This window comes from Georgenia sp. Z2081, from assembly GCF_055326445.1.
In genome coordinates, this window is sequence record NZ_JBUZNK010000002.1 from 25,306 (window position 1) to 50,518 (window position 25,213).

General features: G+C 73.4%; 22 protein-coding genes. 15 read left to right on the forward strand and 7 right to left on the reverse strand.

Features of this window, described 5'->3' with window-relative positions; genetic code table 11:
• Positions 1–20 precede the first annotated feature (20 nt).
• The 4 genes from ACZLKG_RS04525 to ACZLKG_RS04540 all read right to left on the reverse strand — a co-directional run bounded on the left by ACZLKG_RS04525 (position 21) and on the right by ACZLKG_RS04540 (position 4,198).
• Positions 21–878, reverse strand: a complete 858-nt coding sequence (locus ACZLKG_RS04525) for an HAD family hydrolase (protein WP_463648100.1) — start codon at positions 876–878, stop codon at positions 21–23.
• Between the two features lie 83 nt (positions 879–961).
• Positions 962–2,125, reverse strand: coding sequence for an ABC transporter permease (locus ACZLKG_RS04530; protein ID WP_463648101.1), 1,164 nt, complete (start codon positions 2,123–2,125; stop codon positions 962–964).
• Entirely contained in the window at positions 2,122–3,270 is a 1,149-nt protein-coding gene (locus ACZLKG_RS04535; RefSeq protein ID WP_425708540.1) for an ABC transporter permease, read from the reverse strand. Before ACZLKG_RS04535 ends, ACZLKG_RS04530 begins: the two co-directional genes overlap by 4 nt.
• 19 nt (positions 3,271–3,289) lie before the next feature.
• Complete coding sequence (locus ACZLKG_RS04540; RefSeq protein WP_463648212.1) at positions 3,290–4,198, reverse strand: ABC transporter ATP-binding protein; 909 nt, start codon at positions 4,196–4,198, stop codon at positions 3,290–3,292.
• 290 nt (positions 4,199–4,488) lie between these two features.
• Between ACZLKG_RS04540 and ACZLKG_RS04545 the strand changes: the two genes are divergently transcribed.
• From ACZLKG_RS04545 to ACZLKG_RS04570, 6 genes are all read left to right on the forward strand, one after another.
• Positions 4,489–6,129, forward strand: a complete 1,641-nt coding sequence (locus tag ACZLKG_RS04545) for a GTPase domain-containing protein (protein ID WP_463648102.1) — start codon at positions 4,489–4,491, stop codon at positions 6,127–6,129.
• The gene (locus ACZLKG_RS04550) at positions 6,126–7,643 is read left to right on the forward strand and encodes a GTPase (protein ID WP_463648103.1); all 1,518 of its coding nucleotides are present in this window, start codon (positions 6,126–6,128) and stop codon (positions 7,641–7,643) included. Before ACZLKG_RS04545 ends, ACZLKG_RS04550 begins: the two co-directional genes overlap by 4 nt.
• Positions 7,644–7,893: 250 nt before the next feature.
• Positions 7,894–8,466 carry a single-stranded DNA-binding protein gene (locus ACZLKG_RS04555; RefSeq protein ID WP_425708535.1) on the forward strand — a complete coding sequence of 191 codons (573 nt, stop codon included), beginning with the start codon at positions 7,894–7,896 and terminating at the stop codon, positions 8,464–8,466.
• 268 nt (positions 8,467–8,734) lie between these two features.
• Positions 8,735–10,417 (forward strand): energy-dependent translational throttle protein EttA, encoded by a 1,683-nt coding sequence (gene ettA / locus ACZLKG_RS04560; RefSeq protein WP_425708534.1) that lies wholly within the window; start codon positions 8,735–8,737, stop codon positions 10,415–10,417.
• A 181-nt stretch (positions 10,418–10,598) separates the two neighbouring features.
• Positions 10,599–11,126 (forward strand): DUF4282 domain-containing protein, encoded by a 528-nt coding sequence (locus tag ACZLKG_RS04565; RefSeq protein WP_463648104.1) that lies wholly within the window; start codon positions 10,599–10,601, stop codon positions 11,124–11,126.
• 117 nt (positions 11,127–11,243) lie between these two features.
• The gene (locus ACZLKG_RS04570; protein WP_463648105.1) at positions 11,244–11,816 is read left to right on the forward strand and encodes an acyl-CoA thioesterase; all 573 of its coding nucleotides are present in this window, start codon (positions 11,244–11,246) and stop codon (positions 11,814–11,816) included.
• Between the two features lie 19 nt (positions 11,817–11,835).
• Here the strand turns inward: ACZLKG_RS04570 and ACZLKG_RS04575 are convergent, their stop codons facing one another.
• Positions 11,836–12,747: an acyl-CoA thioesterase gene (locus ACZLKG_RS04575; RefSeq protein WP_463648213.1), complete on the reverse strand. Its 912-nt coding sequence runs from the start codon at positions 12,745–12,747 to the stop codon at positions 11,836–11,838.
• Between the two features lie 98 nt (positions 12,748–12,845).
• Entirely contained in the window at positions 12,846–13,262 is a 417-nt protein-coding gene (locus tag ACZLKG_RS04580) for a globin (RefSeq protein WP_463648106.1), read from the reverse strand.
• A gap of 135 nt (positions 13,263–13,397) precedes the next feature.
• Between ACZLKG_RS04580 and malQ the strand changes: the two genes are divergently transcribed.
• Positions 13,398–15,542, forward strand: a complete 2,145-nt coding sequence (gene malQ / locus ACZLKG_RS04585; RefSeq protein WP_463648107.1) for a 4-alpha-glucanotransferase — start codon at positions 13,398–13,400, stop codon at positions 15,540–15,542.
• Between the two features lie 233 nt (positions 15,543–15,775).
• Here malQ and pepN read toward each other — a convergent pair whose 3' ends face one another.
• Positions 15,776–18,376 carry an aminopeptidase N gene (gene pepN / locus ACZLKG_RS04590; protein ID WP_463648108.1) on the reverse strand — a complete coding sequence of 867 codons (2,601 nt, stop codon included), beginning with the start codon at positions 18,374–18,376 and terminating at the stop codon, positions 15,776–15,778.
• Positions 18,377–18,536: 160 nt separating this feature from the next.
• Between pepN and ACZLKG_RS04595 the strand changes: the two genes are divergently transcribed.
• The 8 genes from ACZLKG_RS04595 to ACZLKG_RS04630 all read left to right on the forward strand — a co-directional run bounded on the left by ACZLKG_RS04595 (position 18,537) and on the right by ACZLKG_RS04630 (position 25,190).
• Positions 18,537–19,163, forward strand: coding sequence for a mycothiol-dependent nitroreductase Rv2466c family protein (locus ACZLKG_RS04595; RefSeq protein ID WP_425708527.1), 627 nt, complete (start codon positions 18,537–18,539; stop codon positions 19,161–19,163).
• A 70-nt stretch (positions 19,164–19,233) separates the two neighbouring features.
• Positions 19,234–19,986 (forward strand): hypothetical protein, encoded by a 753-nt coding sequence (locus ACZLKG_RS04600; RefSeq protein ID WP_425708526.1) that lies wholly within the window; start codon positions 19,234–19,236, stop codon positions 19,984–19,986.
• Between the two features lie 117 nt (positions 19,987–20,103).
• On the forward strand, positions 20,104–20,877 hold the full coding sequence (locus ACZLKG_RS04605; protein WP_425708525.1) for a hypothetical protein: 774 nt from the start codon (positions 20,104–20,106) through the stop codon (positions 20,875–20,877).
• A 158-nt stretch (positions 20,878–21,035) separates the two neighbouring features.
• A complete protein-coding gene (locus ACZLKG_RS04610) occupies positions 21,036–21,773 on the forward strand; it encodes a hypothetical protein (RefSeq protein WP_425708524.1) in 738 nt (245 codons plus the stop codon).
• A gap of 220 nt (positions 21,774–21,993) precedes the next feature.
• Positions 21,994–22,611, forward strand: a complete 618-nt coding sequence (locus ACZLKG_RS04615; RefSeq protein WP_425708523.1) for a hypothetical protein — start codon at positions 21,994–21,996, stop codon at positions 22,609–22,611.
• An 89-nt stretch (positions 22,612–22,700) separates the two neighbouring features.
• Complete coding sequence (locus ACZLKG_RS04620; RefSeq protein ID WP_425708522.1) at positions 22,701–23,435, forward strand: hypothetical protein; 735 nt, start codon at positions 22,701–22,703, stop codon at positions 23,433–23,435.
• A 145-nt stretch (positions 23,436–23,580) separates the two neighbouring features.
• The gene (locus tag ACZLKG_RS04625; protein WP_425708521.1) at positions 23,581–24,324 is read left to right on the forward strand and encodes a hypothetical protein; all 744 of its coding nucleotides are present in this window, start codon (positions 23,581–23,583) and stop codon (positions 24,322–24,324) included.
• A gap of 158 nt (positions 24,325–24,482) precedes the next feature.
• On the forward strand, positions 24,483–25,190 hold the full coding sequence (locus tag ACZLKG_RS04630; RefSeq protein ID WP_425708520.1) for a hypothetical protein: 708 nt from the start codon (positions 24,483–24,485) through the stop codon (positions 25,188–25,190).
• Positions 25,191–25,213: the final 23 nt, after the last annotated feature.

Consider the following 25,213-nt stretch of genomic DNA (forward strand, 5'->3'; position numbering starts at 1 on the left):
GGCGAAGGGACGAAGGCGGGTCAGGCGGCGAGGAGCGCACGCAGGACGTGCAGGACCCCGTCGTCGTCGTTCGACAGCGCGACGAACCTCGCGGCCTCCTTGACCTCGGGCTCCGCGTTGGCCACGGCGAACGGCAGGCCCACGGACCGCAGCATCGTCAGGTCGTTGTGGTGGTCGCCGAACGCGGCGCTCGCCTCGCGCGGGATGCCGAGCGCCTCGCGCAGCCGGGTGAGCGCGGCGCCCTTCGAGGCGCCGGCACGCATGACGTCGGCCCAGTGCTCGTGGGAGCGGACGAGGTCCGCCTCGACGTCGAGACCCTCGAGCGCGGGGACGACGGCCTCGACGATCGGCGCCGCGTCCCAGGTCGCGAGCTTGACGACGTCCTCCGGTACGAGCGTGAGGTCGTCGACGACCTCGATCGCCGGGTAGAAGTGCCGCACGTGGGACAGGAACTCCTCGTCGGTGCGCTCGACGTACGCGCGGGAGGGCGCGCCGGCCACGAGGCCGGTGTCGCGCCCCTGCGCGGCGAGGTCCCGGACGGCGCGCGCGACCTCCACGACGACGGAGTGGTCGACGACCTCGGCCCGCATGACGTCGTCGCCGTGCCAGACCACCGCGCCGTTCTCGGACAGGACGGTGAGCCGGTCGGCGACGGGCGCCATCGTCTCGAGGATCGCGCCGCGCTGGCGGCCGCTGGCCGCGACGAGGACGACGCCGCGGTCGATCAGCTCGTCCAGCACGGGCCAGACCTCGTCCGACACGGTCTTGTCCGAGCGCACGAAGGTGCCGTCCATGTCGAGGGCCACGAGCCGCAGGGCACGGGACTCCTCCGGGGTCGGGAGGTCGAGGATCGGGGCCGGGGAGGTCTGCTCGAGCACGGTCCCATTGTCCCAGCGGCCGGGCGGCGGCGACCCCGCATCGCGGGAGAGTCGCGCCACCCGTCACCGGACGCGACAGTGCCTCACAGGGAGCGGGCGAGGCTGCGCCGCATGGCCCACGTGCCGAGCAGCACCGCGAGCAGCGCCATCCCGGCGAGGACCCCGAGCATCGGCAGGATGTCGACGAGCGAGCCGTCGTGCCGCTGGATCTCGGCGAACGCGTCGTACGCCCAGGCGTGCGGCGTCACGTGCGCGACCTGCCGCATCGTGTCCGGGAAGATCTCCAGCGGGGCCATCCCCCCACCGATGCCGGCGAGCACGAGACCGAGTCCCACACCCACCCCGGACGCCGCCCCCTCGTTGTCCAGGAGGGACCCGAGCAGCATCGCGACCCCCGCCGCCACCGCAGCGAACACGGCGAGGACGAGACCCGCCAGGGCGAGGTTGCCCCAGTCGACGCCGAACAGCAGCGCGGTGGCCGCCATGATGTAGACGCCCTGGAACATGGCGATCACCCAGCGGCCCAGCGTGAGCCCGCCCATCATCTGCTGCGTGCGGATCGGCGCCGACAGGGAGCGTGCGACGACACCGTTGCGGCGGGCCTGGATGAGCGTGCCGGAGGCGGCCAGCGAGATGAGGAAGACGAACAGCAGCAGCTGGGAGACGCCGCCCAGGTCGAACTGGCCGAGCCCGGAGAACTCCTGGGCGATCTCGTCGACGTCCGTCACCACGACCTCGGGCGCCCCGCCCGCCTCGCGGGCCGCGGCGAGCTCGTCGTCTGCCTGGGCCGGGTCGGCCCCGGCCGAGACGAGGGCGTCGAGCTGGATGCGGTCCAGGGACAGCGACTCGACGGCGGTGGACACGCGCTGCTGGACGGCGACTGAGTTGCCGGCGGAGCCCGCGACGACCTCGAGCGTGACGGGCTCGCCGTCCGCCCAGGCCGCCTCGGCGTCGTCGGGGACGACCAGGGCGACATCGGTGCGGCCGCGGGCGACGGCGGTGCGGGCCGCCTCGGCCTCGTCGGTGTCGACGGTGAGGTCGTGGTCCTCCAGAACTGTGACGACCTCGTCCTGCAGCTCGCCGCCGTCACCGCTGATCGTCACCCCGCCCTGGGAGCCGGAGCCGCCGAACTGGGAGCCGAGCACGAGCACCAGCAGCAGCGGGAAGACGAAGACGAAGAAGATGTTGGACCGGTCGCGCAGGAAGCGTCGCAGCTCCGTGCCGGCGACCGTCAGGATGGCTCTCACAGCGATGTCCCCCTGTCCGGGACGAGGCGGGAGACCGCGCCCATGACGAGTGCGAACCCGAGCATGATCGCGGCCGGCACGGCGATGTCGCCGATCCCGCCGCCGCCCGAGGTGATCCCGAGGCCGCGGGTGAACGCGCCGATCGGGTTGAGGTCGAGGACCTGGCCGAGGAGTCCGGACGCGGCCATCGGGAAGAATGCGCCGCCGGCCATGCCGAGCACGAGGGCGACGATCGACTGGGCGATGCCGGCCTGCTCGCTCGTCCGGGTGACCCGGGCGATGACGAGCATGACGGCGGTCCCCGCGGCCGCCACGCAGACGATGAGGACGGCCACGGGGAGGGGGTCGCCGAAGTCGACGTCGAAGAGCAGGCTGCCGGCGATCAGCAGGACCGAGGTGGCGACGACGCCGAGGAGGAAGCTCGCGAGCGCCTTGGCGGCGACGATGTGCCAGGTCGGCATCGGCATCGACCGCAGCCGGGCGAGCGTGCCCTGCTCCCGCTCGGTGACCAGCGCGAGCACGCCGAAGCCGACCGTGAACAGGAGGAACAGCCCGGCCTGGCCGGCCACGAGGGTGCCCGAGGCGTCGAGCTGCTCGTCGGCGGTCTCCCCGGCCGCGAGGGCGATGACGGACTCGCCGCGGCCGACCTGCTCGGTGACCGCGCCGATGTCCTCCGGCGCGAGCCCGAGCGAGGTGCCGGCCCCGGCCGCGGTCCCGGCGGCGTGCATCCGGGTGAGCGTGCCCTGGAGGATCGACAGGACGACGTCGCCCTCGATCCCGGCCCCGTCGCCCTCGATCACGCTGACGTCGACCGTGTCCCCGCCGCGCAGCCCGTCGCCGAACCCGTCCGGGACGATGAGTGCGAGCGCCGCGGACCCGTCCTCGGCTCGGGCGCGGGCGTCGTCTGCGGTGGTCTCCTCGACGGTGACGTCGAACCCCTCGATCCCGCTCAGCGTGTCGACGAGCGTGGTGGCCGAGTCGTCCCCCTCGGGGACCGAGGCGGCCACCGTCAGGGGGTCGAGCTCCTCGTCCTGGGCACCGCCGAGGACGAGGTTGAGGACCGCCATGAGCGCCAGCGGCACGACGATCGCGAAGATGATGACGGACTTGTCACGGATGCGTTGACGCAGGTCCGACTGCGTCATGGTCCAGATCGTGCGCATGTCAGTCCCTCAGCGCCTTGCCGGTGAGGTGGAGGAAGACGGACTCCAGGTCGGGCCGGGAGATCTCGACGTCGGACAGGCTCAGCCCGGTCGAGGTCCCACGGTTGACGACGTCGGCGACGGCGGTCGGCGCGTCGTGGACGGTCAGGCGCAGCGTGCGGCGCTCGACGTCGACGTCGACGACGGCGTCCAGCTCGCGCAGGGCGGCCGCCGCGGCCTCGGTGTCCCCCGTGCCGGTCAGCACGATCTGGTCCACGCCGCCGACGAGCCGGGTCAGCTCGTCGCGCGTGCCCTCGGCCTGGATCTTCCCGGCGTCGACGATGGCGATCCGGTCGCAGAGGCGCTCGGCCTCCTCCATGTAGTGGGTCGTGTAGAGCACGGCCATGCCCTCGACCGAGAGCCGCTCGACGGACTCGAGGATGGAGTTGCGCGACTGCGGGTCGACGCCGACCGTCGGCTCGTCGAGGATGAGCAGCTCGGGCCGGTGCAGGAGGCCGATGCCGATGTTGAGGCGCCGCTGCATGCCGCCGGAGTACTTCTTGGTCTGGTCCTTCGCGCGGTCGGCGAGGCCGACCAGGTCGAGCACCTCCTCGACGCGGCCCTTGAGGTCGGCGCCCGCCAGGCCCTGGAGCCGGCCGAAGTACTGGAGGTTCTCGCGCGCGGTGAGCTCGGGGTAGATCGCGAGGGACTGGGGGACGAGGCCGATGTGGCGCTTCGGGCCGACGGCGTGCGGGCCGACCGTCTCGCCGGCGATCGTCACGGTCCCGGAGTCCGCCGGGATGAGGCCGGCGACCATCGAGATCGTCGTGGTCTTGCCCGCACCGTTGGGACCGAGCAGGCCGAACGTCTCGCCCCGGCCGATGCGGAAGCTCACCCCGTCGACGGCGGTGAGGTCGCCGAAGCGCCGCACGAGGCCGTCGACGACGAGGACGGTGTCGGTGGGGTCGGGCGCCTGGGGCGCGGTGGTCGTGGCGGTCGTGCCGCCGTGCGTGTCGTCCACGTGGGTGCCTCTCGTCGTCGTTCGGACGCGGATCACGCTAGGGGCGGGCCGGCTGCGGCGGACAGTGAAAAGTGTCGTCGACCCGGCATGACCGATGTCATCCGTCCCGCGTGCCGGGTCGCGCCCGGCGTGCGGCGCTCGGGGACGCGCCGGGCGGGCGGACATGCACCGACCGCGCGCGGGCAGACACAATGAGCCATGTGCCCACCCCCGAGAACCGACGTGCCACGACGGCCGACGCCGCCGCCCGCCGGTCCGCGCCGGAGGGTGGCGCCCCTGACCGTCTACCCCGGGTGGCCGTCATCGCCGACACGCTGAGCGACCTGCGCGAGCTGCGGCTCCCGCTCGACATCCCCGGTGCCGAGGAGGCGCGGGGGCGCCGGCGGCGCGTGCTCACCGAGCTCGAGGTGCGCCTCCTGCCGCGCCTGCGCGAGGACTCCGCGCCGGCGATCGTCGTCCTCGGCGGCTCGTCGGGCGCGGGCAAGTCCACGCTGCTCAACTCCTTGGTGGGTGAGGAGATCTCGCTGGCCGGGGTCCTGCGGCCGACCACGCGCACGGCGATCCTCGCCGCCCACACCGACGACGCCCCCGCCCTCGAGGACAACCCGCTCCTCGAGCTCGCGCACCTCGTGCCGACGGACGAGGTGCCGCGCGGTGTCGCCGTGCTCGACGCCCCCGACCTGGACTCCGTCGAGGCGAGGAACCGACAGCTGTCGGCCCGGCTCGTCGAGGCCGCCGACCTGTGGGTGTTCGTCACCACGCCCGTGCGGTACGGCGACGAGCTGCCGTGGTCGGCACTGGCCGCCGCGCACGCGCGCGGCGTGACCGTCGCCGTCGTGCTCAACCGGGCCGGGGACCGGGTGCGGCGCGAGGTGGAGCAGGACCTCACGCGCCGCCTCCAGGCACTGGGCGCCTCGGACGCCCCGATCTTCGTCGTCCCCGACGTCGGACCGAACCACGGACCGCTCCCGGCCGCCCGGGTCGCGGAGCTGCGCCAGTGGCTCGCGCTGGTCGCGCGCTCGCGCGCCGGGTCGATGTTGCGCCGCCAGACCACCCGCACCACGTGGGCGGCCCTGCGCGACGACCTCCTGGCGATCGCCGACGCCGCCGACGCCCAGGTCCGGCGCGCCGAGGAGCTGACCGGGCTGGTGGACGACGCCATCGCCGGGCCGCTGGAGGACGTGCGTGCCGACGTCGCCGACCCCGCGCTGGCACACGGCTCGCCCACGACCCGATGGCTCGCGCTGGCCTCCACGGGTGGTCCTCTCGCACGCCTCGCGGCCAGGCCGGGTCGGCTGCGCGCCGGGCGCGCGCGCACGCGCGAGGAGCGTAGTCGCGCCGCCGTGAGCGTGGGTGCCCAGGTGGACGGCCCGGTCCACGACACGATCCTGCGTCACGTGCGCGTCGCGGACGCCGCGATGACGTCGCGGTGGGAGGACGGCGGCGCCGCCGAGATCCTCGCCGGCGAGCGCGTGCACCGCTCGCGCGGACCGGAGGCGCTCGCCGAGCGTGCCGTCGAGGGGTGGCAGGACGCCGTCGCCGAGGAGGTGGCAGCGGTCCTGCCCGGGACGGTGGCTGCCGAGGCGCTGGGCGCGGACGGCGTCGCGGGCCTCGTGCGGGCCGCGGCCGCCGGTCTCGCCGGGCCCGCCACTGCCCTGCGGGGGTTGTTCCCCGCCGACGGCGAACGGCTCGTGCAGTCCGCCCGCGAGCGGCTCGCGGACCTCGCCCAGGGTGCCGTCCGCGACGTCGCCCGCCCGTACGCCGACGTGCTGAGGGACCTCGCCGTCGATCCCGGCACCGCCGTCCGCCTGCGTGCGGGCGAGCTGAAGGAGTTCACGTGACCGATCCCGCACCGACCGCCACCGACCGGGCCGCCGAGCCTGTCGGCGGGAGCGGCGCCGGCCGCCCCGCGATGCCCGCCGCCTCCGACCGCCCGGTCGCCGACCGGCTCCGCGCCCGCATCGCCCGCCTGACCGACGCGCTCGACCGCGCCGGGGACCGCGTCGACCCGGAGGCCGCCGCCGCGGCCCGGGCCCGGTGCGCCGAGCTGCTCGACCGCCTCGAGCTGGGTGTCGACCACGCCGTCGTCGCGCTCGTCGGCGGCACCGGCTCCGGCAAGTCGTCCCTGTTCAACCAGATCGCCGCCCTCGAGGTGGCCGAGGTCGGTCCGCTCCGGCCGACCACCGAGGAACCCACGGCCTGCGTGTGGGGGCCGGACGCGAGCGGGCTGCTCGACTTCCTGCTCGTCGCGCCCGGGCGTCGCGTCACGCGTGAGTCGCTGCTGGACGCGTCCGACGAGGAGCTCCTCCACGGCCTGGTGCTCCTCGACCTGCCCGACCACGACTCCCGCTCGGAGTCCAACCAGAAGATCGTGGAGCGGATGCTGCCGCTCGTCGACGTCCTCGTGTGGGTGGTCGACCCGCAGAAGTACGCCGACCACGTGCTGCACGACAACTACCTCACGCACCTGCGGGGCCGCGAGGAGCACATGCTCGTCGTCGTCAACCAGATCGACAACCTGCGCGAGCAGGACGTCGACGTCGTGGTGCGGGACGTGAGCCAGGTCCTCGCCGACGACGGGCTCGGCGGGGTCGAGATCCTCACCGCGTCCGCGCTGACGGGGGAGGGGGTCGCCGACGTACGCGAGTTCCTCGCCCGCGCCCTCGTGCGCCCCACGACGTCCTCGGCCACGCTCGACGCAGGTATCGACCGGCTCGCCGCGCAGCTCGGCGACCAGGTGGCCGACAGGTCCGTCGCGCTGCCCGCGGACGACGCCGTCGGCGCGCACCTGTCCCGAGCCGTGGGCACCGAGGCCGCTGCCGACTCCGTGCGCACCGCCGTTCGGTCAGGCGGTGCCGCCGCCCGGCCCGAACCGGTGCGACCGGTCGCGGTCGAGGACGTGCGCGCCGACTGGCTCGCCGAGGTCACCGGCGGGCTGCCCGGGCGATGGTCGAGCGCCGTCGACGACTCCGTGACCGGAGCGCCGGACCTGGCCCGCTCGGTCGACACGGCCGTCGCCGAGGTGCCTCTGCCGGCCACCGACGTGCCGCGGGCACGCGGACTGCAGATCGGTGGGGCGGTCGCGCTGGCCCTCGCGGTCGTCGTGGTCGTCCTCGGTCTCGTGCTCGACCTGCCCACGATCGCGTGGATCGTCGTGGCGGTCGTCCTCGCAGGCGTCGGCGCGTACCTGCTGGTGTCGGCTCCGCGCGTGCGAGCGGCCGCCGCGCAGGAACGGGCCGACGAGTACTCCCGCGAGCTCGAGTCCCGGCTGCGCGCGGTCGGGCGCTCGGGCCTGCGCGAGCCCGCGGAGCAGGTGCTCGAGGACCACGAGACGTTGCGCGCGGCCCTGGGCTGACCTGGTCCGACCGTGATCTGACCCGGTTCGACGCGACGCTCCGACCCGAGCTCGCGGCCCCGCGGCGCCCTGGTCGGAGTCCCACAGGTAGCCACGCCGGCGTCCCCCCACCGGTAGCCACGCCGGCGTCCCCACAGGGCCGCTCGGCGGCAGTCCATCCACAACCCGCACCAGCTCCGGTGCGGCGCCGGGGCGCCTCGCGCCACGGTGGTCGTGAGTCGGCACGGCGCCGGCAGCGAAGGAGCACGCCATGTCCAACGAGATCAACGTGACGGTCCGCGGTAACGCCGCCGCCGACGCCACGCTCCGCCACACCGAGTCCGGTTCGCCCTGGGTGACGTTCCGGCTCGGCTCGACGCGACGGAAGTTCGACCAGGCCACGGGCTCCTGGGTGGACGCCGAGACCCAGTGGTTCAACGTCAAGGTCTTCGGACGAATGGCGCCGCACATCGGTGCCTCCGTCAAGAAGGGCACCCCCGTCCTCGTCCGCGGCCACCTGCTCACCGAGATGTGGGTGGACAAGGACGGTGCCGAGCGCACCTCGCTCGTCATCAACGGCGACTCCGTGGCGCTCGAGATGTCCCGCGGGGTGACCACCTACATGAAGGTCGACAACGGCTCGCGCGACCAGGCCGGCGGAGCGGCCGGCGACGCGCCCGCCGGTGAGGTGACGTCCGGCGGCCCGGGCAGCTGGTCCGTCGTCGAGCACACGACGACGGATGCCGAGAGCTCCACCGCCGGCGACGTCGCGGACGGCGTCGACGACGAGGGGGTGGCCGACGTCGAGGAGGTCGGTCCGCAGCTCGAGCACGCCTACTCCTGACATCGGGAGGCGTCCGGCCCGGCGGGGGAGCTGGGCCGGACGTCGCCATGACGCCGCCCCGGGCGATGCCGGGCGTCGTGCCGTGATGCTGCCGGCGCCCGGCCCCCGTCGCTCGGTGCCCGTCGCTCGGTGCCCGTCGCCCGGGTGGTTCGTGTCCCCGGGCACGTGCGGTGCGGGGCCGCGGCCCCGCCCGGCTCGCCTACGCTGGGGGACAGCGCTCCGGCAGATCCGGCCGGGCACACCCACCACCCGATCGAGAGGGAGATACGTGGCCGAGTACATCTACTCCATGGTCCGGGCCCGCAAGGCCCACGGGGACAAGGTCATCCTCGACGACGTGACGATGTCGTTCTACCCGGGCGCCAAGATCGGCATGGTCGGTCCGAACGGCGCGGGGAAGTCCACGATCCTCAAGATCATGGCCGGCCTCGACCAGCCGTCGAACGGCGACGCGGTCCTCACGCCCGGCCACACCGTCGGCATCCTGCTGCAGGAGCCGCCGCTGAACGAGGAGAAGACGGTCCTCGGCAACGTCCAGGAAGGCGTCGGCGAGATCCTGTCCAAGGTCGAGCGGTTCAACGAGATCGGCAACGAGATGGCCGAGCCCGACGCCGACTTCGACGCCCTGATGGAGGAGATGGGCAAGCTCCAGACGGAGATCGACGCGGCGAACGCCTGGGACATCGACGCCCAGCTCGCCCAGGCGATGGACGCCCTGCGCTGCCCGCCGCCGGACGCTCCCGTGACCAACCTCTCTGGCGGTGAGCGGCGTCGAGTCGCGCTGTGCAAGCTCCTCCTCGAGCAGCCCGACCTGCTCCTGCTGGACGAGCCCACGAACCACCTCGACGCGGAGTCCGTGCTCTGGCTCGAGCAGCACCTGTCGAAGTACCCCGGCGCCGTCATCGCCGTCACGCACGACCGGTACTTCCTCGATCACGTGGCTGAGTGGATCGCCGAGGTCGACCGCGGCCGCCTGTACCCCTACGAGGGCAACTACTCCACCTACCTGGAGAAGAAGCAGCAGCGCCTCGAGGTCCAGGGCAAGAAGGACGCGAAGATGGCCAAGCGCCTGGCCGACGAGCTCGAGTGGGTGCGCTCCAACGCCAAGGGCCGGCAGGCCAAGTCCAAGGCCCGTCTCGCCCGGTACGAGGAGATGGCGGCCGAGGCCGAGCGCACGAGGAAGCTCGACTTCGAGGAGATCCAGATCCCGCCCGGGCCGCGCCTGGGCAACGTCGTCATCGAGGCGGACGACCTGCACAAGGGGTTCGGCGACCGCGTCCTCATCGACGGGCTGTCCTTCAGCCTGCCGCGCAACGGCATCGTCGGCGTCATCGGCCCCAACGGGGTCGGCAAGACCACGCTGTTCAAGACGATCGTCGGGCTGGAGCCGTTGGACTCCGGAGACCTGACGATCGGCGAGACCGTGAAGATCAGCTACGTCGACCAGTCGCGTGGCGGTATCGACCCGGACAAGAGCCTGTGGGAGGTCGTCTCCGACGGGATGGACTACATCCAGGTCGGCAACGTCGAGATGCCCTCGCGCGCCTACGTCTCGGCGTTCGGGTTCAAGGGACCGGACCAGCAGAAGCGGGCCGGCGTGCTCTCGGGCGGTGAGCGCAACCGCCTCAACCTCGCGCTCACCCTCAAGCAGGGCGGCAACCTCCTCCTGCTCGACGAGCCCACGAACGACCTCGACGTCGAGACCCTCGGCTCGCTGGAGAACGCCCTGCTGGAGTTCCCGGGCTGCGCGGTCGTCGTCACGCACGACCGGTGGTTCCTCGACCGCGTGGCCACCCACATCCTCGCGTGGGAGGGCACGGAGGAGAACCCGGCGAGCTGGTACTGGTTCGAGGGCAACTTCGAGTCCTACGAGGCCAACAAGATCCAGCGCCTGGGCCCCGAGGCGGCTCGTCCCCACTCGGTCACCTACCGCAAGCTCACGCGCGACTGACGCGCGACCGACGACCACCCGGCCGGACACCCTCCGGGGTGTCCGGCCGGTCCACGAGGCCTCCGCGAGACCGCGGGGGCCTCGTTGGTGCACGCCTGGGCCTCGGTGGTTCACGCCCGCTCGCGTCCGATATGGTCTCGGGCGGCCCTCCGGCCGATTCCCGACGACGCAGGAGACACACGTGACTGAGTACGACCCCTCGGCAGCATCGGCACCCGGGCCCGGCGGCCCGGCCGGCCCCGGCCAGCCGCAGGGCCGGCCGGCCGACTACGACCAGGGCTATGGGCAGCAGGGCTACGGGCAACAGGGCTACGGACAGCCTGCGTCGGGCCAGGCCCCCGGCGGTTACGGCCAGCCGGGCTACGGTCAGGCGGCGGCCGGCCCGGCTCCCGGCGGATACGGCGCACCGGGCCAGCAGTTCGCCCCGCAGTCCTCCGGCGGCAACATCTTCGCCGCCCTGTTCTCCGGCGACTTCTCCCGCTCGGCCGTGGCGCGGTTCGCCTCGACGGTCTTCTACATCGGCGTCGCCGTCCTCGCGATCGAGTGGCTCTCCCAGCTCTTCACGCTCACCGCCGGTCGCGGCGACGTGCCCGCGGGGCTCTGGGTGGCGTGGGTGCTCAGCCTGCTCGTCGTCGTGCTCAAGATCGCGCTGCTGCGCGGTTTCATCGAGATCGTCGTCGCCGTGACGCGCGGTGGCGACCGCCGATAGGTCAGTGGACCGGGCCGGCCGGCCCGGGGCTCGTCGGCGGGCGGGGAGCACGGCTGCATGCCGGTTCCCCGCCGCCGTCGTCCCCGGGCACCCGGCGCACGGAGGACAATGGCTGCCATGCCTCGCCTGACGATTCCCGTGCGCCTGCGCTGGTCGGACATCGACGCCTACCGGCACGTCAACAACGCCCGGATGCTCGGCATCCTCGAGGAGTGCCGCATCCAGGCGTTCTGGGCGTCCGTCCCCGGGGACCCGGCGGGCCCACCCGCCGAGGCACCGGCGACCTCGGGCCCGACCATGTCCGCCCTCCAGGCGGCCGCCGACGCGCCGGGCACCAAGGTCCTCGCGACCGGCCCCGGCTCCGGGACCAATACCTACATCGCCCGCCAGGAGATCGAGTACCTGGCGCCCGTCCCGTACTCCCTCGAGCCGCTGCAGGTCGAGCTGTGGATCTCGCACCTGGGTGGCGCGTCGATCGAGGTCTGCTACGAGATCCCCGGACCGGACGGTCCGGCCGCGCGTGCCATGACCACGCTCGTCCTCGTCGACGAGGAGACCGGCCGTCCGCGCAGGCTCACCGCGGACGAACGTTCAGTCTGGTCCGAGTTCATGGATCCTGCGATACGTTTCCGGCGCCGGGACCGAGACACGTCCGACGCTGCCTCGGCGACCGCCCAGGACGGCGCCTGAACCGCCTCATCGGGTCGGCTCACCGCAGGGACGGCCGGCGCCACTCCCCGTCCGGACCGGAGGCAGCCAGCGGCGGGTCGGGGTCGGGCACCCGGACCATGCCCTCCTGGCCGATCGACGAGACGAGCGCGCCGGACCGGTCGTAGACCTCGGCCGTGCCGAGCCCACGCCCACCCTGCGCGGACGGCGAGCGCTGGACGAACAGCAGCCACTCGTCGACCCGGACCTCGCGGTGCCACCACATCGAGTGGTCCAGGGACGCCATCGACAGTCCCTCCGAGCGCCACGCCAGCCCCTGTCGGCGCAGGACGGGCTCGAGCATCACCTGGTCGCACGCGTACGCGAGCAGGGCGCGGTGCAGGAGCTGGCTGGTGCTCTCCGGGAGCGGGGTGCGGGCCCGCATCCACAGCATCTGCCGCTCGGCCCGGTCCGGGTCGGGCCCGAGGTAGAGGTTGCCACCCACGTGGCGGATGTCGAACGCCGCCGTCGAGGACATGAAGCGCGCCACCGGATGGTCGACGGACTCGAACAGGTCGATGGCGCTCGGCAGCGTCTCCGGGTCCGGTGCCTGCGGCGCGGGGTCGTGGTGGTCGAGGCCCGGCTGGGACTTCTGGTACGAGGAGATGATCGACAGGATCGGCTTGCCGTGCTGGAACGCGTGCGTGCGCCGCGTGGAGAAGGACCGACCGTCGTGGAGCTGCTCGACGGCGAGGGTCACCCCGTCCTGAGAACGGCCCGGCCGCAGGAAGTACCCGTGCGCGGAGTGGAGGTACCGCGGGCCGTCGTCGGTGAGCGTGTCGTCCGCGGCGAGCAGGGCCTGCGCGAGGACCTGACCGCCGTAGATCCGTCCGGACAGCTGGGGCAGGGAGCCGCCCGCGAACGAGTCCGGGCCGGTGCGCTCGAGCCGCAGCGAGTCCAGGATCTGCCGCATCTGCGCCGAGTCGCTGTCCGGGACGTCGAGCACGCCGTGCCGGGCTCCCGGCGGCGGGGGCACGGACGGCACGCCGACCCGGGACGGGGCGTCGCCGCTCACGGCCGCGGCTCGAGCGTGTTGATCATGGCGTCGGCCGCGCGCACGAAGTAGTCCCACATGGCGCGGTCGGCCTCCGGGTCGAGAGCGACGTCGTCGAGGGCTGCGCGCATGTGCGTGAGCCAGCGGTCCCGGGCGTCCGGCGTCACCCGGAACGGCTGGTGCCGCATCCGCAACCTCGGGTGCCCGCGCTGCTCCTGGTAGGTCGTCGGTCCGCCCCAGTACTGCTCGAGGAACATGCGCAGCCGTTCCTCGCCGCCGTCGAGGTCGCCCTCGTACATCGGGGCGAGGACCTCGTCGGTCGCGACGCCCTCGTAGAACCTCCTGGTCAGGCGCTCGAACGTGTCGTGGCCGCCGAGGCGGGCGTACAGCTCCGCGCGCTGGGCCGTCTGGCTCGACCGGTCGCTCGTCGTCATCTCACCATTGTCACCCGCGCGACCGGTGCGGCACCACGGCACCACCTCGCGTCGTCGACGGTCCCGCTCTGGCAGGATCGGGGAGTCCCGAACGATCAGCAGGCCGGCCAGCGCGGGCCACGGATAAGGAGCTCAATGTCGGACGCCGGCGACGCCGCGACACCCTCGAAGGACCTCGCGCGTCTGGCTGACCTCAAGGGGGTCGCCACCGAGTTCTGGGACTTCCACGGGAAGCACCGGACGATCAGCGCCGCCACCATCCGGGCGGCGCTCCGGGCTCTGGGGGTGCCCGCCGACTCCGCCGCCGACGTCACGGCGTCGCTGGCCGAGCACGACCTGGCTCCCTGGCGCGAGATCCTGCCGGACTCGGTGGTCGTGCGTCGTGGGCGCGAGTCCCGCCTGCCCGTCTACGTCCCGCTCGGCTCGGAGGTCCGCGTCGAGGTCCACCTCGAGGACGGTGGCACGTGGCAGCTCGCCGCCGCGTCCGAGCCGCCCCAGATGCGTGAGGTCGACGGACGTACGCACACCCGGATCGAGTTCGTGGTCCCGGCCGATCTCCCGCTCGGCTGGCACACCGTGGTCGCCGAGCCCGAAGGTGCCCGCCGTCGACGCGCACCGATGGCCGTGACCCCGGACCGCCTCGAGCTTCCCGAGCTCGAGGGCGGCCGCGGCTGGGGCCTGGCCGCCCAGCTGTACTCCGTGCGCTCGCGCCGCTCGTGGGGACTCGGCGATGCTGCCGACCTCGCCGAGCTGGCCGCGATCGCCGGCAGCTCCGGGGCGGACTTCGTCCTCGTCAACCCGCTGCACGCCGCGCAGCCCGTGGCGGGGATGACGACCTCGCCGTACCTCCCGGTCACGCGCCGGTTCGTCAACCCGATCTACCTGCGGCCCGAGGAGATCCACGAGGCGGCCTACCTCTCGGGCCCCCAGCGCTCGCTCGTGCAGTGGGCGGCGGACGAGGTGCGGCCGCTGAACGAGACCAACGAGCCGCTGGACCGCGACGCCGTGTGGGCGGCCAAGCTCCAGGCCCTCGAGGTGATCTTCGCGGCAGGTCGGACCCCGGCCAGGCAGCAGGCGTTCGAGAGGTTCCGTGCCACCGAGGGGGAGGGGCTGGAGGACTTCGCCCTGTGGTGCGCGCTCATCGAGGACCAGGCCGGCCGGCCGTGGCCCGTCGAGCTCACCGATCCCGCGAGCCCTCAGGTCGCGCTCAAGCGGTCCGAGCTCGCCGACCGCGTGGAGTTCTTCGCCTGGTTGCAGTGGGTGCTCGACGACCAGCTCGCCGCGGCCCAGCGCGCCGCGAAGGACGCAGGCATGTCGCTCGGGATCATGCACGATCTCGCGGTCGGAGTCGACTCCCAGGGCGCCGAGCGCTGGTCCGGCCAGGAGGTGTTCGCCGCCGGGATCGAGGTCGGCGCGCCGCCGGACATGTACAACCAGCAGGGCCAGAACTGGTCGCAGCCGCCGTGGCGGCCGGACGCCCTCGCGCGCACCGCCTACGCGCCCCTGCGCCAGATGCTGCGCACCGTGCTGCGGCACGCGGGCGCGATCAGGGTGGACCACGTCGCCGGCCTGTTCCGCCTGTGGTGGATCCCGACCGACGGCGGCGCCGACCAGGGCACCTACGTCAGCTATGACCACGAGGCGATGGTCGGCGTCATGCTGCTCGAGGCGCACCGCGCCGGCGCGGTCGTCATCGGGGAGGACCTGGGCACGGTCGAGCCGTGGGTGCGGGACTACCTCGAGGAGCGCGGCGTGCTCGGCACGCAGGTGTTCTGGTTCGAGAAGGACGACGACGGACGGCCGACGCGGCCCGAGGAGTACCGGCGGCTCGCTCTGGCGACCGTCGACACGCACGACCTCCCGCCGGTGGCCGGCTACCTGGCCGACGAGCACGTGGACCTGCGCGAGCGCCTCGGGCTCCTGGTCGAGCCGGTGGAGCAGGTGCGCGCGGAGTCGGCCCTCGAGCGGCGCCGCGCCGTCGAGCGGCTGCGTGAGCTCGGGCTGGTGGGGAAGGACCCCTCCGAGCGCGAGATCCTCGAGGCGCTGCACGCCTACGTCGCGGCCACGCCGAGCTACCTGGTCGGCGTCTCGCTCGTGGACGCGGTCGGGGAGAGGCGCGCGCAGAACCAGCCGGGCACGCACACCGAGTACCCGAACTGGAAGGTGCCGCTCGCCGACGGCACCGAGCAGGTGGTCCTCCTCGACGACCTGCACGCCCACCCGCGGGTCCGCTCGCTCCTGCGGACGGTCAACGAGGCGATGGGGCGCGGCACGGACTGAGCCGGCCGCCGAGCCCGTGCCCGTGCCGGTGCCTGGCCGGGGCAGGGCGCGCCGGTGGCTGCGGCAGGCTGACCCCTACCTCGTCCCGGAAGGTCGGCCACCCCGGCGGGAGGCCGGCCACCCCGGCGGGAGGCCGGCCACCCCGGCGGGAGGCCGGCCACCCCCTCCAGGAGAGTGGCGACCCGCTGTGGAAGGGCAGCCAGCCCCCAGCGGGGCGGTGCCTCCTCGGTCCCTCAGCGCCCCGTGTCGACCGCCTGGGCGCGCACGGCACGCTCGGCGGTGTCGAGCCGCTCGGCCACGAGCCGGCGCAGCGCGGCGGGGGCCTCCGCGTGCGCGTCCAGCCAGGCCCGGGTCTCGGTCACGACGTCGACGCCCGCCTCTGCGGACCGGCCCGCCAGGGCGGCCGGGAACGCGTAGGTGACCACGTTCTGCGCCATCTCGTTGGTCTGCTCGGCCCACACGCGCGTGAGGGAGTCGAGGTAGGGCCGCACGAACGGCGCGAGCACCGCCGGGTCGCGGACGTCGGCGAACCCGAGCGCGGCGTACCGCTGCTGCGTGTTCGGCAGGTTGGCCGCCGCCACGACGTTGTCCCACACCCACTGCTTGGCCTCGGCCGTGGGGCGTGCGGACCGCACCCAGACGGCGTGCTCCCGGCCGGTCGCGGACGGGTCGGCGTCGAGGGCCGCCGTCACGTCGTCCTCGGTGAGGGCCCCGGCGAGCGCGAGGCCGCGCAGGACCTCCCACCGCTGCTGCGGGTCGACCTCCTGGCCGGCCAGCGGACCGCTGCCGTCGATCCAGCCGCGCACGGTGGCGACCTGCTCGTCGGTGACGACGAGCTGGGCGGCGGCGCGGGAGAGCTGGAGCTGGGCGTCCGAGCCGGGCTCGGCGCTCGTGGCCAGCGCCACGAGGTCCTCCGCGACGGCCGCGCGCACCTGGTCCCTGCCGGCGGGGGCGGAGTACCGCTCGACGGCGGTGCGCACGTTGGCGAGGAGGACCCGCATCGCGGTGGGCTGGGTCTCGGACGCCAGCGCCCGCAGCGCGAGGTCGAGGTAGCGGCTCGCGGCCCACTGGCCGTCCCGGGTCATGTCCCAGGCCGAGGCGAGCACCAGCGTGCGCGGCATGGCCTCGGCGAAGTCGTCAACGTGCCGCGTCGCCGCCGCGAGCGAGCGGTCGTCGAGCCGCACCTTGGCGTAGGTGAGGTCCTCGTCGTTGACGAGCAGCACGGCCGGCCACGGGCGGCCGACCAGCACGGGCAGCTCGGTGCGCTCGCCGTCGACGTCGACCTCCTCGGACCAGCTGCGCACGAGCCGGTCGCCGTCGAGGTCGTAGCCCGCGACGGCGAGGCGGTGGGGCCGCTGCACGGGGTGGGTGTCGGGCACGGTCTGCACGACGGCGGCGGAGGAGATCCGCTCGACGCCGCCGTCGCCGGTCTCCGTGGTGACCTGAGGCGCGAGCGTGGTGACGCCCGCGGACTCGAGCCACACCGTCGACCACGAGCGCAGGTCTCGGCCGGAGGCAGCCTCGAGCTCGACGAGCAGGTCGGACAGCTCGGTGTTGCGATACGCGTGCGTGGCGAAGTATCGGCGCAGGCCCGTGAGGAAGGCGTCCTTGCCGACGAACGTCACGAGCTGGGTGAGCACGGAGGAGCCCTTGGCGTAGGTGATGCCGTCGAAGTTGACCTCGACGTCCTCGAGGTCCTCGATCGACGCGACGATCGGATGGGTGGTCGGCAGCTGGTCCTGGTCCAGCGCCCACGCCTTCTCGAGCGACGTGAACGTCACCCACGCGTCGTCGATGCCCAGCCCCTCGGCGGCGGACAGGTGCGAGGCGTACTCGGCGAACGACTCGTTGAGCCACAGGTCGTTCCACCAGCGCATCGTCACCAGGTCGCCGAACCACATGTGGGCGAGCTCGTGCAGGATCGTGATGACGCGGCGCTCCCTCACGGCCCCGGACACCGGACCGCGGAAGACGTAGTTCTCGAGGTAGGTGACCAGCCCGACGTTCTCCATGGCGCCCGCGTTGAACTCCGGCACGAACACCTGGTCGTACTTCGTGAACGGGTAGGGGCGGTCGAACGCCTCCTCGTAGAACGCGAAGCCCTGGCGCGTGACGTCCATGATCGTCTCGGCGTCGAGGTGCTCGGCGATCGAGGCGCGGGCGTAGACGCCCAGGGGGATCGTGCGGCCGTCGCTGGAGGTGAGCTCGCCGGTGGTGCCCGCGTAGGGGCCGGCGACGATCGCCGTGAGGTAGGTCGAGATGCGGGCGGTGGGGGCGAAGGTCCAGGTCCGCGCACCGGCCCCGTCGACCTCGCCGGCCTGCGCGGCCGCGTCCGTGACCTCGGCGGCCGCCTCGTTGGAGAAGACCGTCCACTGGGCCGGAGCCGTGACGACGAAGGAGAACTCGGCCTTGAGGTCGGGCTGCTCGAAGCAGGCGAAGACGCGCCGGGCGTCGGCGACCTCGAACTGCGAGTAGAGGTACACCTTCTCGTCGACCGGGTCGACGAAGCGGTGCAGCCCCTCGCCGGTGGTCATGTACGCGCCCTCGGCCTCCACGACGAGCTCGTTGGTCTGCGCGAGGCCGGACAGGGCGATGCGCGAGTCGGCGAAGGCGGAGGTGTCGACGTCGGCGCCGTTGAGGGTGATCCGGTGGACCGCGGGAGCGATGAGGTCGACGAACGTCGAGGATCCGGGCGTCGCCGTGAAGGTGAGTGTCGTCGTCGAGCCGAACACCTCTGGCCCCCGGGTGAGGTCGAGCTCGACCCGGTAGGTCTGCGTGGCGACGAGGGAGGCGCGCTCGGCGGCCTCCGCCCGGGTGAGGTTCTCTGCGGGCACGGGGGCTCCTGGGGCTCGAGGATGACGCACCGGGACCGCCGTGGTCCCGGCCGGGCGCGTCGCGCCACCAGGCAGCGTAACGGTGCCGTGACCGCTGCGACGCTCGAGCCGACCGGCGGTGCTCCCGCCCCGCTGCGGTACCACGTGTGACGATGGGGTCATGTCGGACTCCGCCTCCTTCCAGCCGAACGACGTCGACCTGTTCTTCGACCCGCACTGCCCGTGGGCGTGGATGACCTCCCGCTGGCTCACCGAGGTCGCCGAGGTCCGCGGCCTCAACCTCCACCTGCACCTCATGCCGCTCGTCATCATCAACGAGGGCAAGGACGTCCCCGAGGAGTACCGGGCGGGGCTCGAGAGGCAGTGGGGGGTCGTGCGCATCTTCCAGGCCGCCAAGGAGCGCCTGACCGACGAGCAGTTCGCGGCGCTCTACACCGCCGTCGGCACGCGGTTCCACCCGGCCGGCCGCACGGACGAGGGCTCGGGGGTCGTCGCTGAGGCGCTCGCCGAGCTCGACCTGCCGGCCGACCTCCTCGACGCCGCCGACGACACCTCGCTGGACGCCGCCTTCCGCGCCACGACCCAGGCCGCGCAGGACCTCGTGGGTGACGACGTGGGCGTGCCCGTCATCAGGTACGGCGACTCCGCGTTCTTCGGCCCCGTCGTCACGCCCGCCCCGACCGGCGACGACGCCCTACGGCTGTGGGACGGCTTCGCCCTGGTGGTCTCCGTCCCCGGCATGTACGAGCTCAAGCGCAGCCGCACCTCGGGCCCGATCTTCTCCTGACCCCGCCGGCGGCCCCACCCCCGGGGCCGTCGACGCGTCCTTCCTCGTCCCCACCTCCGAAGGAGTCCCCATGCGACACGGTCGCAGCATCGGCGTCGGCGCGACGCTCGCCCTGGCGGCGGCGCTCGCCGCCTGCAGCCCGGTCGAGAGCCTCGACGACGAGGAGACCACCGAGGCCGAGGAGTCACCGTCCGGGTCCGCCTCCGAGCAGCCCACCGCCGGCGAGGAGAGCGAGGAGTCCACCACGGACGGGACCGACGACCCGGAGGCGCCGAGCGCGGCCGACGACGGGCCTGCCGACCCGGAGGAGGAGACGGACGAGTCCGAGGAGGAGCCCACCTCCGACGGTGCCGAGGAGGAGGCTCCGCCGCTCGACGGCGAGCAGCTGACCGTCGAGCACGACGCCGGGACGGTGAGCTACACGCTCCCCGAGGAGTGGAACGACCTGTCGTTCGCCTACGAGGGGCACCCGACGATCGTCATGGGCGCCGCCCCGCTGGCGACCGCCGCCAACGGCACCCAGGTGACGCTCACCGCCATCGAGGGCGGCGCAGGTTCGTACGAGGCCTACCGGGAGGCGCTCGAGCAGCAGCGTCCACCGGACGCCGAGATGACGGACGCCGATCCGCTGACCGTCGACGGCGCCACCGTCGAGGGGCTGCGGGTCGAGATGTCGACCCCGACGGGCGGGTTCGTCCAGTACACCTACCCGATCTTCGAGGGCGGCTACCAGTGGGAGCTGCAGTTCGCGATGGACGCCGCCGACGAGGAGGGGGACCTGCCGGGCATGCGGCAGGTCGCCGGGTCGATCACCATCGAGTGAGGCAGGTCCGGCGTCGAGTGAGGTTGGCCGGCGCCGGGCCGACGGGTAGCCCTACCTGGTCAGACATCCCCATGACGGCGATACAGGGGACGGCCGTCGGCGGTTTAGCGTGAAGGCATGAACAGGCGAACTGTTACCCCCCGTCACGCAGCCACTGCCAGCCTCGCCCTCGCCGCCGCGCTCACGCTCGCGGCGTGCGGCGGCGACGACACCATCGCTCCCTCGCCCGACGACGACACCACGACGACGGAGCCCGCGGAGCCGTCCGAGGACGAGCCCACCGACGACGACACGGACGAGGCGCCGTCCGACGACGCGGACGACGACGCGGCCGAGGAGCCCGGCGACGACGGCGCTGACGACGGCACGGACGAGGCGCCCTCCGACGACGCGGACGACGACGCGGCCGAGCAGCCCGGCGACGACGACGCTGACGACGGCGCGGCCGCCTCGGGCGAGTTCCCCCAGGTCGAGGTCTCCTGGCCCTCGGAGTGGGTCGACATGTCCGACCAGGTGCCCGCGCAGCCGGGCCTCGAGGTGCAGGTGCACGGCGAGCCGAACCCGGACGGCTTCTCGATGAACGGCGTCGTCACCACGTACCCGGCGGGCACCGCCCCCGAGGGCGCGACCTACGGCGACCTGCTCGTCGAGGAGCTCGGCGGCGACTCCGGCCAGCTGGCCGAGGTCGGCGAGCGCGAGATCGACGGCCACACCGCGATGGGCTACCAGCAGGACGCGTCCGAGGCCGGCGAGACCTTCCGTCAGCGCCTGTACGGCGTGGTGCTCGAGGACGGCAGCATCGTCGAGTTCGTGCTCTCGGCCGAGGTCGACCAGATCACCGAGGGTATGGAGCTGTTCGAGACGGTGCTCGACTCCGCCGTCATCGGCTGACCTCCGACCCGACCGACGACCGGACCTGAGGCCCGGGACCGAGCAGCTCGGTCCCGGGCCTCAGGCCGTCCCGGGCACCGCCCTGCGCCCCTGCCACCAGGGCGGGAATCACCGGCGGGGTCGTCTCCGCGAGGGGCGACGACTGCGATACTTGTGGCATGCAGACACCTTCGCCCTCGCGCCTGGCCGCGACCGCGTCATTGACCCTCGCCTCCGCCCTGGTCCTTGCCGCATGCGGCGGGGGCGACGACGACAGCTCGCAGATCGCGCCGTCGCCCGACGACACCCCCGCACCGGCCGAGACGTCCGAGCCGGCCGAGGAGGAGCCCGACGACTCGTCGGAGTCCTCCGAGCCGGCCGAGGAGGGACCCTCCCAGGACGCGTCCGACGCCCCCACGGACGAACCCGCCGACGACCCCACGGACGAACCCACCGACGACCCCGCCGGGGCCCCGGGCGGCGTGCCCCAGGTCGAGGTGGCCTGGCCCGAGGACTGGACCGACCTCTCCTCGGACCTCGGCGGGAGCGTCCCGCCGACCTACGACCTGCAGGCCTACGGCATCCCGAACCCGGCCGGCTTCTCGACCAACGTCGTGGTCGTCGCCTACCCGCCGGGCACGGCGACCGGCGGCTCCTACGACGAGATGGTCGAGGCGCAGGGGCTCGCGCCCGACGAGCTCCGCGCGGTGCCGGACCGGGAGATCGGCGGCCACCCGGCGACGGGGTACTCGACCGACGCGAGCGGCGGTGGCCTGACCTACCGCCAGCAGATGCACGGCGTGGTCCTCGAGGACGGCAGTGCGGTCGAGGTCGTCTACTCCGCCGACGTCGAGGAGTTCGACGAGCACGTGGGGACGTTCGAGGCGATCCTCGACTCGATCGTCATCGGCGGCTGAGATCTCCTCGGGCAGCGGGTCCGGCGTGGTGACACCGGGCCCGTTGTGAACGTCTGACCTGGTGCGGCGCCGCGTGCCGCACTCGATGTTCACCCTCGGCGAAGAGAGCCGTGGAACGGTGCGGGAGCGCCGATCTACGGCGCCCCGTCCCGCCTGCGTGCGGGCTTTCTCACGCGAGGCAGAGGTGCGGGCGGGCGCCGGTGGTGCAACTGTGGTGGCGATGAGAATCCGACCGACGAGCTCCCGGGCGGCCGCGGCACTGGCCGTGACCGTCGGTTCGCTCACGCTCGCCGCCTGCGGCGGGGGCGACGACGAGTCGGAGACGTCCGGGCAGGAGACACCGTCCGACGAGACCGCGACCGATGCCGAGTCCGCGTCGGAGAGCGAGACGGAGACCGAGGAGCCGTTCGACGGCCCCGCGGTCGACATCACGTGGCCCGACGAGTGGGAGGACCTCGCCCCTTACATCTCGACGACCCCCGAGGGCGCCGAGGTCCAGGCGTACGGGGACCCGACCACGGAGTACGCGACGTCCGTCGTCGTCATGTCGTTCGGTGAGAGCACGGTCGACGGGCGGTCCTACACCGAGATCCTCGAGGAGCAGGGGACCGATCTCGCCGAGCTCCTCGAGCTGCCCGCACGGGACGTCGACGGGACGACGGTCACCCCGTACGAGCGCGTCACCGAGGCCGACACCGGGCCGGTCGTCCAGCACCTCTACCCCGTCGAGCTCGACGACGGCGGCCTCGTCGAGATCACGCTCGTGGCCGAGCAGACCACGTTCGCCGGCCTCATCCCCGTCTTCGAGGAGATTCTCGACTCCGTCGTCATCGACTGAGCGAGCAAGCACGTGGGGAACGCCTCACGGGGACATGTCCCCGTCGAACCTCCCCGCTCAGACCAGACCCCTACTGGAAAGTGGTTCGCATGAACATCACGCACACACCTGTCCGTCGTTCGCTCGTCGCGGCTGTCGCGCTCGGCGCGGGCCTCACGCTCGCCGCCTGCGGCGGGGGCGACGACGAGGAGTCGACGACCACCGAGGAGGCTCCGCCCGCCGAGGAGGAGCCCGAGGCGCCCTCCGAGGACGAGGAGACCGAGTCCGACGACTCGGGCCTCGGCGGCGAGACCGAGTCGGACGACGCCGCGGGCCTGCCCGGCGAGTCCGAGAGCGAGGCCGGCTCGGACGGCGCTGCCGGCGGCGAGTCGGGCAGCGACGCCGCGGGCGAGGAGCGCATCGAGATCACCTGGCCCGAGGGCTGGGAGGACCTGACCGAGGTCACCGAGATGCCGACGCCCGACGGCGTCGAGGAGATGCACGCCTACGGGCTCACCGACTCCGAGACCTTCGCGACCAACGTGACGGTCATCCGGTACGCCGAGGGCATCATGGGCGAGGGCTCCTACATCGAGCTGCTCGAGCAGAGCGGCCAGGACACGTCGTCCTTCACCGAGATCGAGCCGCGCGACATCGACGGTAACGAGGCCGAGGGCCTGGAGTTCGAGCAGGACCCGGGCACCGGCCCGATCCTGCAGCGCGCCTACGGCGTGCAGCTCGACGACGGCTCGTTCGTCGAGGTCGTCCTGTCCTCCTCCGCCGAGGAGTTCGAGACCCACGAGGCCGACTTCGAGTCGATCCTGGACTCCATCACCATCAACTGACCCCTCCGCGGACGGTCCTGACGGACCGTTCCACGGCTCCACGACGGCGTCGCCCACCTCGGGCGGCGCCGTCGTCGTGCGTGGCGGGTGCCTCCACGCGCGCCCCGATCCCCGTCCGCGCGGCATGTCAGCGACAGTGGAAGGCATGAACATCACGCACGCACCTGTCCGTCGTTCGCTCGTCGCGGCTGTCGCGCTCGGCGCGGGCCTCACGCTCGCCGCCTGCGGCGGGGGCGACGACGAGGAGTCCCCGGCCACCATGGACGCTCCGGCAGAGGCTCCCAGCGGTGGCGACGAGACCGGGTCGGACGAACCCGGCGTCGGCGAGAGCCCGTCGGAGTCCGGCTCGGACGATGCCGCGGGCGCCCCCGGCGGTGGCGAGTCGGAGAGCGAGGCCGGCTCGGCCGGTCCCGGCCCCGGCCCCGGCGGCGAGTCGGAGAGCGGTGCCGCGGGCGAGGAGCGCATCGAGATCACCTGGCCCGAGGGCTGGGAGGACCTGCAGGCGGACGCGGCCGGTCCGCTGCCGCAGGGAGTCGCGGAGATGCACTCGTACGCGCTCGACCCGGCGGAGCCGTTCCCGACCGGGGCATCGGTCACCCGCTACGCGCCCGGCACCATCGGTGACGGCTCGTACATCGAGCTGCTCGAGCAGAGCGGCCAGGACACCTCGGAGCTCACCGAGATCGAGCCGCGGGACATCGCCGGGCACGACGCCGAGGGCCTGGAGTTCGAGCAGGACCCGGGCGAGGGGGAGATGCGTCAGCGCGCCTACGGCTTCCCGCTCGACGACGGCTCGTTCGTCGAGGTCTCCCTCCAGGCACCGGTGGAGCAGTTCGACACCCACGAGGCCGACTTCGAGTCGATCCTCGACTCCATCACCATCAGCTGACCCGCAGATGCGCGGCCCTTGGGGGCCGCCGCGCGGATACTCGACGGCGTCGCCCACCGCGGGCGGCGCCGTCGCCACGCCTGTGGACGACGGACGGTCGGAGACGGAGCTGTGGACGAGGCTCCGTATCGCGCATGCGGCGGGGCAACGCTGTCGGCATGCGCACAGTCACACGCCCCGAGTCCCGCCCGACCGTCCGCCCCGCCGCACTGACCGCCTGTGCCGGTGCGGTGCTGCTCGTCCTCACTGCCTGCGGCACCGGAGAGCTGGCTCGTCCCGTCTCGGAGCCGCTGCAGCTCGCCGCCGAGTCGGCCTCCGCCGGCGCAGCGTCGGACGGGTCCGACGGCTCCGGCGCGACCGCTGCCGCAGAGCAGCCGTCAGCCCCGTCCGCCCCGGCCGACCCCGACCCCGCCCCTGGCCCCGAACCCGACCCCGCCGACGTGCCCGAGGACGCGGTCACCCTTGACATCACCTGGCCGCAGGCCTGGGCGGAGCAGCCGGCGGCCGCGGAGTCCCTTCCGCCCGGCTCGCTGGCCATGGCCACGGTGACGGAGAGCGGGACCATCGCCGCCGCGACGGTCGTGCTCCAGGAGGACCCGGCCGGGACGACCGACTGGGCGGCCGTGCTCGTGGGGCGCGGGGCCGACCCGGCCAGCGTCGTCGAGGGCGAGGCGCGCACCGTCTCCGGTGCTCCGGCCACCCGGTGGGAGGCCCGCAGCACGTCGGGCGAGTGGGACACGATCGCCTACCCGGTCCCCGGGCCGGACGGCCTCGTCGCGCTCTTCTCGTTCGTCGTCACCGCCGACCGGGCCGACGAGGTCGAGGACGACATCGCGTCCGTCCTCGACTCCGTCGAGCTCGGTTGACGACGCGGCTCACCGGTCGGCGC